Source organism: Novosphingobium sp. ST904, assembly GCF_001298105.1.
Lineage (GTDB): Bacteria > Pseudomonadota > Alphaproteobacteria > Sphingomonadales > Sphingomonadaceae > Novosphingobium.
On the sequence record NZ_LGJH01000154.1, the window covers coordinates 115,458 to 128,609 of the forward strand.

General features: G+C 65.1%; 10 protein-coding genes and 2 pseudogenes. 5 read left to right on the forward strand and 7 right to left on the reverse strand.

Annotation, left to right across the window (positions count from 1 at the left end):
• Positions 1–389: 389 nt before the first annotated feature.
• The 5 genes from ADT71_RS31520 (at position 390) to ADT71_RS34085 (ending at position 6,199) form a co-directional block, all read left to right on the forward strand.
• The gene (locus ADT71_RS31520) at positions 390–830 is read left to right on the forward strand and encodes a hypothetical protein (RefSeq protein WP_054439087.1); all 441 of its coding nucleotides are present in this window, start codon (positions 390–392) and stop codon (positions 828–830) included.
• 51 nt (positions 831–881) lie between these two features.
• Positions 882–2,045 carry a hypothetical protein gene (locus ADT71_RS18395; RefSeq protein WP_054439089.1) on the forward strand — a complete coding sequence of 388 codons (1,164 nt, stop codon included), beginning with the start codon at positions 882–884 and terminating at the stop codon, positions 2,043–2,045.
• Positions 2,046–2,125: 80 nt separating this feature from the next.
• Entirely contained in the window at positions 2,126–3,076 is a 951-nt protein-coding gene (locus ADT71_RS18400) for a nucleotidyltransferase family protein (protein ID WP_054439091.1), read from the forward strand.
• A gap of 94 nt (positions 3,077–3,170) precedes the next feature.
• Positions 3,171–5,195, forward strand: a complete 2,025-nt coding sequence (locus ADT71_RS34080; RefSeq protein ID WP_231636022.1) for an FMN-binding negative transcriptional regulator — start codon at positions 3,171–3,173, stop codon at positions 5,193–5,195.
• Positions 5,196–5,212: 17 nt separating this feature from the next.
• The gene (locus ADT71_RS34085) at positions 5,213–6,199 is read left to right on the forward strand and encodes a TonB-dependent receptor (RefSeq protein ID WP_231636027.1); all 987 of its coding nucleotides are present in this window, start codon (positions 5,213–5,215) and stop codon (positions 6,197–6,199) included.
• A 49-nt stretch (positions 6,200–6,248) separates the two neighbouring features.
• Here ADT71_RS34085 and ADT71_RS18410 read toward each other — a convergent pair whose 3' ends face one another.
• From ADT71_RS18410 to ADT71_RS18440, 7 genes and pseudogenes are all read right to left on the reverse strand, one after another.
• Complete coding sequence (locus ADT71_RS18410) at positions 6,249–7,559, reverse strand: MFS transporter (RefSeq protein ID WP_054439132.1); 1,311 nt, start codon at positions 7,557–7,559, stop codon at positions 6,249–6,251.
• Positions 7,560–7,590: 31 nt separating this feature from the next.
• Positions 7,591–8,253 carry a glutathione S-transferase gene (locus tag ADT71_RS18415; protein WP_082370443.1) on the reverse strand — a complete coding sequence of 221 codons (663 nt, stop codon included), beginning with the start codon at positions 8,251–8,253 and terminating at the stop codon, positions 7,591–7,593.
• Positions 8,250–9,259 (reverse strand): annotated as a pseudogene (locus ADT71_RS18420) (rhodanese-related sulfurtransferase). The gene ADT71_RS18415 and the pseudogene ADT71_RS18420 overlap by 4 nt, the downstream one beginning before the upstream one ends.
• Before the next feature lie 70 nt (positions 9,260–9,329).
• Positions 9,330–10,410, reverse strand: a pseudogene (locus ADT71_RS18425) (acyltransferase).
• A gap of 212 nt (positions 10,411–10,622) precedes the next feature.
• A complete protein-coding gene (locus ADT71_RS18430; protein WP_054439100.1) occupies positions 10,623–12,044 on the reverse strand; it encodes a sugar porter family MFS transporter in 1,422 nt (473 codons plus the stop codon).
• Positions 12,045–12,112: 68 nt separating this feature from the next.
• The gene (locus tag ADT71_RS18435; protein WP_231636023.1) at positions 12,113–12,973 is read right to left on the reverse strand and encodes an SMP-30/gluconolactonase/LRE family protein; all 861 of its coding nucleotides are present in this window, start codon (positions 12,971–12,973) and stop codon (positions 12,113–12,115) included.
• A gap of 1 nt (position 12,974) precedes the next feature.
• Positions 12,975–13,152, reverse strand: a 178-nt coding sequence (locus ADT71_RS18440; protein ID WP_156336561.1) for an SDR family oxidoreductase, incomplete at its 5' end; no start/stop codon positions are given.

A 13,152-nucleotide genomic window follows, 5' to 3' on the forward strand; every position in this document is an offset into this window, starting at 1 on the left:
GCCCGTGGCCACGTCATTGCCCCCGATGACGTCACCTGACCTGTCTTTTCACGGCACTCCCATGCAGCGGGAAGCCGCATCGACCCGCGAAAAGCCTTCGTCTGTTTGGGATACCTGATAGTCCATCGAAGCTCTCCTGCCTGCGGGAGCTCGTTGGTCTCTCAGTCGCCGACGTGCAAATACCTGTCGGCGATCGGGGGCCTATAGCCGACGATCGCCGGTCTGGCCAGCCGCGCCGCCCCGCAAGGGCAAATGGGAGGTAGTCGCCGATACCTTATGAATGATGCGGCAAGTGCATCGGGATAGTTGCGCAGCGCTGCCCATAATAGCCGCTTTCGGGGGAGGCGCCCTCCTGTACGCTGGCTTCGGCATGATGGGGAGTCGAGGCAATGGAGAACCCGCAAGACCTGATTGAGCAAGCCGAAACGAACGATCGACGCTCGTTCCTCGCGGCTTGCGGAAAGTATTCCCTGCTCGTTCCGCCCGCGATGACAATGCTCCTTTCGACATCGCTGAGTTCGCCCGCGATCGCCAAGTCCGGCGGTGGTGGAGGTGGCGGCGGTGGCGGAAGCGGCGGCAGCACCGGTGACGGCGGACATACCGGCGATGGCGGCGGCAGCAAGGATGGCGCCAGCACCGGCGATGGCGGTGCCGGCGGCACCAAGGACGGCGGCGCTTCCCCGCCCAAGGATACGCCTGCTGCCGGGTCGGCGACAGGCGACGGCGGCGGAACGAAGGTCCCCGAGACGAAATCGGAAGGCTCGGCGCCCAAGGTTGCCGAAGGGGGCTCGCGCGATGGACCCGAGCGCAAGAAAGGCGACAAGCGCTGATCGAATCACACCACGCGGAGTAATCCGCGTGGTCGGGGGCCGGAGGGAGCGATGCACCGCAACGCGGATCGGGATTCCCCGGCAGCGAAGTCCGATGCCGAAAGCCTGAAACTGTATCTGGCTCCGGGCGCCGTGCCGCTCGTGGTTGACCAGCGCCCGGTGCTCTTCCTCGAAGCCTCCCAGCAACTCCACGCGCTAGACGGCTCGGCAGCCCACATCGTGGCGTGGCTTGCCGATGGAATATCGCTTTCGGCGCTGCGCCGCCAGCTTGCGGGAGCCTTATCGGATGAGGCGATCGACGCCCTGTTGACTGGCTGGTCCGAACAAGGGGTGATCGCCGCCGAGCCGGGCCTGTCCTTCCCTGCCCCTGTTCCTCCTCATGCCATCCAAAGGTACCTGCCACGGGGAGACGATCTGGTCGAAATCCATTTTCCCGACGATCCCTGGGGCCAGACCTTCGCCGCCCCTTACGCGCATCTGGCAGCCGGCTTGACGCCATCACTCATAGCGCAGGATAGGGTTGCGCTTTGCCGCATCGGGACGCTCTCCTTCATCTCTGCATCGCCGCGCGGGATGCTGGTCCCAAGCGCGAATACCGGCCCGGGCCTTCGCGCGGCGCTGGTATCCAGGGCGCTTGAAGGCGATACCTTCATCGCCCTCCATGCCGCGTGTCTCCTCGCCGGCGACGAAGCGATAATGCTGACCGGAGCCCCCGGCGCTGGGAAATCCACGCTGGCGGTCACCGCAGCAGCGACCTGCCCGGCGCTTTCCGTCGCGTCCGACGATATCGTCCTGTTCGATCCCCGGACCGGCCTGATCGCGCCCTTGCCGCTGCCGGTCACCATCAAACGCGGAAGCTGGGAGAGACTGGCGGGTATCGCGCCCGGCCTCGCCGCAAGCGAACCCGTGCTGCGCGGAGACGGCCAATGGCTGCGCTATCTTCCGCTTCCGGGACCGGTCGATACCCGGTGGCGCAAGGTCAGCGCGATCGTCGATCTCCATCGGGGGAGCGCCTCCGGTAATGAGCTGGCTGCCAATTCGGCCACTGCCTGCCTCGGCAAGCTGCTCGCGGAAGGCTTCGCCCAAAGCGGCCGCTGTTCCGCGAAAGCCATGGCCGCCCTTGCCGCCATGGTGGAGCACGCCAGCACGCTGCGCCTGCATTATACGGAAGCCGAGCAAGGGGCGCGGCAGCTAGAGACACTCGTTGGACGATGATCGCAATGCCCTCGGCCCGCTGTGCCAATGCCTTCGCGGCGAGGCCTTCAGGGAACCGCGCGGCGTCGCACCGGATTGGGATGCATCCTCAGCTCGCCAATCGCACCCTCGTCACGCCTGCGCTGGCGCTAGCGCTGGCCGACAACAACGATGTTCCCATTGAAGTCAGACATTTTCTTGAGGAAGTACGTGCGCGAACCGCGATACGCAACCGCCGGATGCATGACCAGCTCCGGGAAGCGGTTGCCGCGCTCAACCAGGCCGCGATCGAGCCGATCCTGCTCAAGGGCGCCGCCCTGCTTGCCCGCAACGGCGAGGATTGCGCGCACCGCCTGCTGACCGATCTCGACCTCATGGTTCCCTACGAGGCGGGCCCGGAAGCCGTCGCCGCGCTGGCGATCGTCGGCTATCGGCGCTATCCCTCCAGCGCCGGGGAGTGGCAGGGGGTCAACCTGTTCCGCCCCCAGGACCCCGGCGGCATAGACCTGCACTTTCGCCTGAAACTGGCAGGGCCGGGCCACGACCATGCCGCCCTGTCGCGATCATGCCTGCCCTATGTGGTCGGGTCCGGCGTGGCTGCCTTGCCCTCCCCCACCCTGCTGGCAGCTCTGTTCATTCTCCACGACCAGTTGCAGGAGCACGATTACTGGCGCGGCCTGATCGATCTGCGACACCTTCTGGACATAGCCCGCATTGCCGAAAGTGGCGGAATTCCTGACCCTTCGGCCCTCGAAGCCCTGTTCCCGTCGGCGCAGGCCAGGCGCGCGCTCCACACCCAGCTGAGGACCTTGTCACAGTGGCTCGGGGTGACGATCGGGCATGAAAGGCGCGATTGGCGGGTATCGATGCAGGCCCGCCGCCGGAACCTGCAGTTACACAGGCCGCGATTGGCTCCGATCCTGACGCTGCTGGCGATGCTCGTCGATCCTCCGCATTCCGGGAAGCACGATCGACCGGCCGGGCAAGGCATCGCCGCCTGGGCGCGAAACCTGCGCCGGATCGTTTTCGTCACCAACCCCGCCAAAGTCTAGGTCGTAGTGACCTGCTCGCACCTCCCACTTGGACCCATGAAACTTTCCTTTTTGGCCGATTGATGAGGTGCAGGCGCGGCGCGACAGTACCAGCATGAAATTTCCATCCGGCTCCGACCAGGACCTGCTCAGGCTTATCGGCGAATATCCGCTCGCCTGGCTGGTCTCGGCGCGCGATGGGCATTTCCAGGCGGTTCCCTTGCCGCTTCTGGCCGAAACCAACGGCTCCGGCGAACTGGTGTCGCTTCTGGGCCATTGTTCCCGCGCCAATCCTCAGGCGGAGCATTTGCGCGCCGATCCGCGCGCGCTGGTTCTGTTCTCCGGCCCGCAAGGCTACCTCTCGCCATCGCTGGTGAGGAACCCGACCTGGGTTCCGACATGGAACTATGCCGTCGCCGCCATCGAGGTGGATGTGACTTTCGTGGAGGAAGAGACGCGCGCCTCGGTCGTGCAGCTCTCCAATGCCATGGAGGCGGAGCTGGCCGATCCGTGGACCATCGACCGCGCCGGCCCCCGGGTGGAGCCGATGCTTAACCGCATCATCGCCTTCCGCGCGACAGTCCGCGCCGTGCATGCCAGCTTCAAGCTTGGTCAGGACGAGACGATGGAAGCCCTCACCGATCTCATTTCCGGCACCGGCAATGCATCGCTAGCCGACTGGATGACCCGTTTCAAACGCCGAACGCCTGTCGCAAGGCGGAGCCGCGACGGAATGAAGCCGCACCCGTCCCCCCGGGTAACGCGGGGGTGCGGAAAAAGACGGCAATGGAGGAGTATCCCGGGCGCGGGTCCGGGGAACGGCAGGGAAGCCGGACAAGCATGTCCGGCGGATATCAACGATGGAGAACCGGCTCCGGCCGGGATCGCCACGACAAACATGAGGGTTGAAATGATGGGTTCACGTAACACGATCAAGGGAGCGATCCTTTCCTCGACGGTGCTGGCGCTCGGCCTGGCCGCACCTGCCCATGCACAGCAGGCTTCCGAAACCGGGATGGGCAAGGACGACATCATCGTCACCGCCACCAAGCGCGAACTGAAGCTCAGCGACGTGCCGATGCCGATCAGCGCCGTCAGCGGCGATCAGCTCAAGGCGATGAACGCCAATTCCCTGGCCGACTACATCACCCGCCTGCCCGGCGTCGTCTTCAACGATTATCAGCCCGGCATTTCCGAAGTCGTGATCCGCGGCATCGCGGCTACCACCTATCACGAACAGGGCCAGACCACGGTCGGCTACTACCTCAACGAAGTGCCGCTGGTGGAGCCCGGCTTCCCGATCGGCATCCCCGACATAGACACCTTCGACCTTCAGCGCGTGGAGGTTCTGCGCGGCCCGCAAGGCACGCTGTTCGGCACCTCGACACTGGGCGGCGCGGTCAATTACGTTGCCGCCGTCGCCGATCCGGGCAAGTTCGATGCTGCCGCCGAAGGCCTGCTGGGCAGCACCAGGAATGCTTCCGGCCAGCTCAACTACGCGGCCAAGGCAATGATCAACCTGCCGCTGGTCAAGGACCAGCTCGCGGTGCGGGTGATGGCGCTTCAGCGCGTGGATGCGGGCTATCTCGACAATCCGGGCATCGGCGTGAACGGCTCGAACGACTACCGCACGCGCGGCCTGCGCGGCTCGCTCGTCGCCACCCCCAACGACACCACCAAGCTGACGTTCCTGACGACCTACCAGGACACCAGGCTGGACGACCAGACCTACCTCGATCTCGATAATCCCTATGTCCGCGACACGCCGCGCGCCGAACCCCAAAAGACCGATTTCTGGATGAACAGCCTGCGGCTCGATCAGGAACTGCCCTTCGCGAACCTGACGGTGCTCGGCTCCATCACCGAGAAGCACAACACCACGCTGTTCTCCTACCCCTATGCCTACGTCACCGGCGTGACCACGGGGGATGACGCCGCCTATTCGCTGGGCAAGGCCAATGCCAATATCAAGAGCTTCGAAACCCGCCTCGCCTCGAAGGACGGCGGCCCGTTCCAGTGGCTGATCGGCTTCAGCTACATGAAGGCGAAGAAGCACAGCGCAGACCGCATCTACCAGGGCGCGCCGCCGACTTCATCGATGCGAACCCCGATCTCTACGGCGGCTATTCGGGTGATCTGATCGCCCCGAACGATGCCATCTACGGCTATCTCTCCGACACCAGCAACGAAAACTGGGGCGTGTTCGGCGAAGCTTCCTGGGAATTCGTGCCTACCGTGACCCTGACGCTGGGCGGCCGCTACTACAACACCCGCAACTCTGCCGAGATCACCAATGCGCCGGGCTCGCTGGCCCCCGGCAGCTACACCATCGCGCCCTCCAGCTTCGGCGTGAAGCAGAAGGAAGACGGCTTCACGCCGAAGGTCTCGCTATCATGGAAGCCCGGCGAGACGATGCTGGCCTATGCCACTTATTCGCAGGGCTACCGCGAAGGCGGCCCCAACCCCAATGCGGCGATCCTGACGGGCATTCCCACCAGCTACAAGAGCGATACCGTCGACAACTACGAAGCGGGCGTGAAGACCTCGCTCTTCGGCAATCGCCTGACGATCGACATGGCCGCTTTCCACATCGAGTGGAACGACATCCAGGCCCGCCTTTTCACCGACGCACCCTATTACTATTCCTACGTCACCAATGCCGGCGGCGCTAAGATCGACGGCGTCGAGTTCTCGGGCGCGCTTCAGATCAACAGCATCGTCAGCTTCAGCTCGAACGTGACCTATCAGGACGCGCGTCTCAGCAAGTTCCTGCCCGATACTTTCGCCGTAGGCGGCGGCTATGACAAGGGCACCACGCTGCCGGGATCGTCGAAATGGTCGGTGGCCAACAACCTGCGCTTCGAACTGGCGGACGTGACCGGGGCGCCCAGCCTGGAGATCGCGCACCGCTACCTTTCGAAGGCGCCGGTCGCCTTCGGAAACGACGCAAGGCGCGGCGGCTTCAACGTGTTCGACCTTCGTGCCTCGATGGGTCTTGGCGAGAACATCCGCGTGATGGCCTTCGCCAACAACGTCTTCGACAAGTTCGGCATTCTCAACGCACCGTTCACGTCCCAGGCGGTGCCAGCAGGATCGATCATCCGTCCGCGCACGATCGGCGTGAAGCTGGACTGGAGCCTCTGACGCCCTGACACGCCGGCCATCGAAGGCATGCCAGCCCCGGCGGCCCCGGTCAGATGACGAAGTCCTGTTCGGTGCTCTTGCGGATAGTCAGGAGCCCGATCAGGGTCAGCACGGCCGCGCCGGAGATATAAGCGCCCACGAACAGCACCCCGCCCCGGTCCGCCAGTGTCTGCGCGATCATCGGGGCAAAGCCGCCGCCCAGAATCCCGCCGACATTGAAGGCGATCGACGCCCCCGTATAGCGCACGCGGGCACTGAACAGCTGCGGAAGCAGAGAGGCCAGCGGGCCGTAGACCAGCCCCATCGTGAACAGGCCAAGGCAAAGGAACACCGCGATCGCCGCCAGCGATCCCGCTCCGAACATCGGGCCCATCGCCAGTCCCACGATCACCGCAACGACACTGCCGAAAATCAGCACGCCGCGCGAACTCCAACGGTCCGCCGCATAGCCCGCCACCACGATGCCGACCGCCATGAACAGGATGGCGAAAAGCTGCACGCCGAGGAACGCCTGCCGGTCATAGCCAAGCGTGGTCGTGCCATATCCCAGGGCGAAGGCGGTGGTCAGGTAATAGATCGCAAAGCAGGCGACGACGGCGAAAGTCCCCGCCAGGGTCTGGCGCAGATGCGTCCTGAACAATTCGACGAGCGGGATCGACCGGGCAGGCTCGTGTTCGAGAACGGCCGCGAAGGACGGCGTTTCCGAAAGGCGGAAGCGGATCCACAGGCCCAGTCCCACCAGCACCGCGCTCAATACGAAAGGAATGCGCCAGCCCCAGGTCGCGAAATCGCTATCGCTCAGCGTCATGGTCAGCACGAGGAACAGGCCGTTCGCGGCAATGAAGCCGACCGGCGCACCCAGCTGCGGGAACATCCCGAAGCGCGCGCGATAACCCGGCGGCGCATTCTCCACCGCGAGCAGCGCCGCGCCGCCCCACTCTCCGCCAAGCCCGAGCCCTTGCGCGAAGCGCAGCACGCAGAGCATCAGCGGCGCCAGCCAGCCGGCGCTCTCGTAAGTCGGCAGGAAGCCGATCAGCACGGTCGCCCCGCCCATCAGCAGCAGCGACGCCACCAGGGTGGACTTGCGCCCGACACGGTCGCCGAAATGGCCGAACAGCGTTGCCCCTACCGGACGCGCGATGAAGGCGATGCCGAAGCTGGCGTACGCCGCAAGCTGCTGCACCGAGGCGGAATGGGCCGGGAAGAACAGCGGCCCGAACACCAGTGCGGCAGCCGTAGCGTAAATATAGAAATCGTAGAATTCGACGGCCGTGCCGACGAGGCTGGCAACCAGCACCCGCGCATTGCTGCGGTAGACGTTCTGCTGCGGCACATCGCCGGGAATCGTCTTCGTCGCCATCACTTAGCCCTCATCATCGCTTCGGGCCGCCTTACTGGATTTGGCCGGACGGTCCATCCCCGATCGCGAAGGGCACCGCGGTATCGCCCTCCTGCCATGGCGACAACCGCACCATGATCGAAGCGAAGAGCGCCGAACCGAGATGGCCTTCCAGCCAAGCCTTGAGATGCGGCAGGGCCAGGCCGCCGAACCATGCCGGATCGGTCGCGGCGAACTGTCGCACGAAAGGCATGATCGCGGCATCGGCGAGCCCTCGCGCGCTTCCGCAAAGCTGCCCTTCCGGGGCGATCCGCGCATCCAGTTCGCGAAGGAACGTCAGGCCGCCTTCCCGGTGGACCAGCGGATCGGCGCCATGACGATCGGGGTACTTGTAGCGATCGAGGTCGTGCTTGAAGGGACCGTCGTTCGCCGCGATCAGCGCGGGATCGTCACGCCCGAGCCAGCCCTCGGGATCGTGCCGCGCCAGCGCCCAGCGCATGATATCGATGCTCTGGTCGACCACCGCGCCCTCATGCAGGACCAGGACTGGAACCGTCCCCTTGGGCGAAGCCTCCAGCATCGCCGCCGGTTTGGCCGACAACTTGATCTCGCGAATGTCGCAGCCGGCACCCGCGATCATCAAAGCCAGCCTTGCCCGCATGGCGTAGGGACAGCGCCGGAAGCTGTAGAGGACGGGGCGCGCGTTCGCGGTCACTGCGGTCGGTCTGCGCCGGCGTCCTCTTTGCCCGCGCGAACGGCGCCGACATGGGCCTGACCGCGCGCCGCCGCCAGTTCCTCCTGCCGGTGTCGCTCGCGGTAAGAGGCGCGCTGTTCGTCCGTGCGTTCGTCATGGCAGGCCGGACAACTGACGCCGGGCTCGTATCGGTCCGACCGGCTCTCGGCCGCGCTGACCGGGCGGCGGCAGGCATGGCACAGCAGATGCGTGCCCTCGACCAACCCATGCCCGATCGTCACCCGCTGATCGAACACGAAGCATTCGCCCTGCCACATGCTTTCCTGCGGGGAGACCGTCTCCAGATACTTGAGAATGCGCCCTTGAGATGGAATACATCCTCCACGCCTTCCTGCTTGAGGAACGCGGTGGACTTCTCGCAGCGGATACCGCCGGTGCAGAACATCGCCACTTTCGGCGGCTTGCCCTCGCCCAGCAGGCGCTCGCGCTCGGCCCGGAACCACTCGGGAAACTCGCGGAAAGTCCGCGTGCCGGGATCGATCGCCCCCTCGAAAGTGCCGACGGCGACTTCATAGTCGTTGCGCGTGTCGATCACGATCGTATCGGGATCGGAAATGAGCGCGTTCCAGTCCTGCGGTTCGACGTAAGTGCCCACGATCGCCAGCGGATCGATGTCCGGCTCGCCCATGGTCACGATCTCGCGCTTGATGCGCACCTTCATGCGGTGGAACGGCATCGTCTCGGCGCTGGAGAGCTTCACGTCCAGTTCCGAACAGCCCGGCAAGGCGCGGATATGCTCAAGCAGGCGTGCAATCGCCTCGTGCGAACCGGCGACCGTGCCGTTGATGCCCTCATGCGCCACCAGCAGGGTACCCTTGATCCCCTGCTCCTCGCAAAGCCGCAAAAGCGGCGTGCGCACGCTATCGCAATCCGCGAAAGGCGTGAATTGATAGAGCGCGGCCACGCTTAGCGGCAACGGCTTCACCGCTCCGCCCGAGGCTTCCGTTTCGACACGACCAGTATGCATGGCGCGCCCATAGCGCGGAATCGCGGCATTGGGAACGGCGCGATTCCAGAGAGGCCCGGCCGAAAGGGGATCAGGCCGCCCTGAGCCTGCCCCCGCTCAGGAGCCGCGCCGGTCCGGGCACTGTCCGCGCAAGCAAGGTGCCCACTACAACCACCGCGCCCAGAACGATCAGCGGCTGCGCAACCAGGTACACCGGATAGAGCGGCGCACCCAATTTTCCGAACAGGGCCCCGAGCACCGGCCCGCCCAGCCAGATCAGGATCAGGTGCGAACAGAACAGCAGGAAAACATAAGGCTCCATCTTCAGAAGCGCGTCCTTGGCGACACTTCCGGCCAGTGCCCACGACAACCGCCAATAGGCCGCCGCAGCAGCGACACGCACCGCAAGGTCCAGCGCCGAAGTGCCGAGATCGACCGGCCGCCCGTCAAGCCGCAGCGAAAGATAGAGCTGCACCGGCATCAGGAGCGCAAACGGCAAGACACTCCACGCAAAGGGGGGCCTTCGCCACACGCTCCGCCATGCCGCCGCGCTGTGCAAGAATGCCGAGGATGAAGAAGAACGGAATGGCCGCGCGCATGAAGACCGGCGGCCCGAAGCCGAAAATCTGGCAGAATGCCGCGCCCATCGCCAGAACCGCCAGTGCGCGGCTCGGCATCCTCACCAACAGCGGCGCCAGGACCATGCACAGGAAAAGATCGCGCAGGAAAGGCATCTGGACGTTGATGTCGGGATTGCGCGTGACGATGAAGATTTCCTCCACCACCCAGCGCACGGAATCCGGCGTCGGCGCCGGAAGGTGCCACAACCATGCGGAACCGGAAACCAGCAGCACCGCAAGCGCATTCCACAGGACCATGGGCACGAGGATCGTCCTGGCCTTGCGCCGCAGGTGGATGCGCCACTGCAGCGTGGTGCGCGATCCGGCCACCAGCCAGCCTGAAATCAACCCGAGCAGCGGCACGGCGCTGTGCCCGAAGATTTCCATCAGCACCCAGCGGAGATCTTCCTGCACGCTACCCCGTGCGAGTTCCAGATCGTATCCGCTGAGGCCGGTCCAGGCATGGACGTAGACCACGCCGAGAATACAGATCACGCGCGCGATCGAGATAGCCTGAGACCGGCGAGCTCCATCGTTCAGATTGTCCGGCAGACGATTGTCCCGCTCTTCGCAGGCATTCCAGAGGTTTGCTTGTCGCACAGCGTTCCTTTTGGCGGCCACATCCGGTCTGTGACCATCAAAACCGCCAAGGGCCACCGGGGCTGCGGCGCGACGCGACCGGTCGCCCCTCCGATCCGACGAAACGGATATTCATGCCGGAGTCCCAGGGCCGCCGCGGTGGAGCGCGGCGGCCCTGGGATTTCTCAACCTTCCATCTGCTCCAGTTCGCGGCCCTTGGTCTCATTGACCATGGCCCGGACGAAGAAGAACGAAACGGCGGCGAAGAAGGCATAGCCGGTATAGGTCACCGCGAGGCCGGGGCTCACGGCCAGTGCCGGGAAGCTTACCGAAACCGCCGCATTGGCGATCCACTGCGCGAAGCCCGCAACCGCAAGGCCGGAACCACGGATCTGGTTGGGGAACATCTCGCCAAGCATGACCCACATGATCGGGCCCCAGCTCATATTGAAGAAGATCACGTAGAGGTTGGCGGCGACGAGCGCGATCACCCCGTTGTGGCCGGGGAGCGAAACCGCGCCGTCGGCGCCGGTCACGGCGGTGGAGAAAGCGTAGGCGACGGTCGCGAGCGTGGCCGCCATGCCCGCCGAGCCGATCAGCAACAGCGGCTTGCGGCCGATGCGGTCGACCATGGCAATGGTTGCAAGGCAGGCGCCGATCGAGAGCACGCCCGAGAGGATATTGGTCTGGAGCGCGTAGTCTTCCGAGAAGCCCACCGCTTCCCACAAGGTGGCGCCGTAGTAGAACACCACGTTGATGCCGACGAGCTGCTGGAACACGGCCAGGCCGATACCAGCCCACACGATCGGGCGAACCCGGCCGCTGGCACGGTCGATCAGGTCGGAAAGCTTGGGCTTGTGATGGTCCGCAGCAAGGCTGGCCCGGATTTCAGAGACCTTGCGGTCTGCCTCGGCAGTGCCGAACAGGCGGGTAAGCACGGCGTGAGCGCGCTGTTCGTGACCCTTGACGACGAGGTAGCGCGGGCTTTCCGGGATAATCAGCAGGGCGAAGAAGTAGATCGCGGCCGGGATGGACTGCAACCAGAACATCCAGCGCCAGGCCGGCAGGTCAAGCCAGAGCGACTCGGTGGAGCCACCGGCAAACCGGGCCAGCACGAAATTGGCGACGAAGGCGCCGGTAAGGCCGGTGATGATCATGACCTGCTGCACGCTGGACAGGCGGCCACGGATCGCCGCAGGCGTCACTTCCGAGATGTAGACCGGCGAAATCACGCTGGCCGCACCGACGCCGAGGCCGCCGATGATGCGCGCGATGATGAAGATCACCGAGGAACCGGCCGCGCCTGCCATGAGCGCGCTGAAGAAGAAGAGCACCGCCGCCAGCATCATCACGCCGCGCCGGCCGATGATGTCGGCCATGCGGCCCGCCGCGAACGCACCGATCGACGAACCGACCAGGATCGCCCCGACATTGAAGCCGATGCCCAGCTTGCCAAGGTCGAAGGCGGCTTCGAGCCCCTTCTGGGTGCCGTTGATAACGCCGGAATCGTAGCCGAACATGAACCCGCCGATCGTGGCAACGGCCACGATGGCGATAATGAACGCCATGTTGATCCGGGCTTCGCCCCCGGTCTGCGCCGCAGTCATTCCTCTATTCCCCTTGATCGATATCATTCGATATTCTGTGTGTCTGGATGCGACCCCAGGTCGTGAACCTAGCTGTTGGCCAGATGAACCGGCAATCCGGAAACCCCGGCATCGAACATAAACAGATTGCCGGCAAGCGGCTGTGCCTCCAGTTCGGAAGCGGACAAGCCCTTGCGTGCGGTGGTGGCGAAGGCAGTGCGGAGGTCGGGGCCACCGAAGGCGATCTTGGTGACGTTTGCCACCGGGAATCTGACCGTAGCCATCAACTTGCCCGCCGGATCATAGCGCCTGACGGCCCAGCCGCCGAAAAGGCCGGTCCAGAGGCAGCCTTCGGCATCGATCACGCAGCCATCCGGCCATCCGGCGCCGTCCTCGATAGTGACGAACAGTTCCGGTTTCCCGAGCGCGCCGTCCTCGTCCACCGCAACGCGCCAGATGGTCTTGGCCAGCGTATCGGTGTGCCAGAGCGTCCGCCCGTCAGCGCTGATCGCCGGGCCATTGGTGATGACCACCTCCGGCAGTCCCGCATGCGCGCAGTGCCCCTTGTCGAGCCGGTAGAGCGCGCCAGACGCCTCGGTCTCGCTGTCGTCCATGGAGCCCAGCCAGATGCGCCCGGAAGGGTCGGTGGCAGCGTCGTTCAGCCGGTTGCCCGGACGGGTCGGCTCGGGATTGTGCAGCAGCGCGAAGTCGCCGGTTTCCGGGCTGAAACGGTGCAGGCCGGTCTTGACCCCGACGATCATGTCGCCACGTGCGGTCGGCAGTGCCCAGCCGATCTGGTCGGGCGCGTGCCACATGTCGAGCATGCCGCTGGCCGGGTCGTGGCGGTAGAGGCGATGCTCCTTGATGTCCACGAACCACAGGCGATCGCCTGTCCAGACCGGACCTTCGCCCAGCGTGGCGCCGACGTTGAGAATGGATTCAGGCGTCATGTCACCTCCAACCTGCATCGACGAAGTAGTCGTGCCCGGTGCACATGGCGCCGTCGTCTGAGGCGAGGAAGAGGCAGAGCGCGGCGACGTCGGCGGGCTGGATGCGGGCCTTGAGGCACTGTGCGGCCATGATCTCGGCCTCGCCCTCGGGGGTGTACCACTGTTTCTGGCGCGGGGTG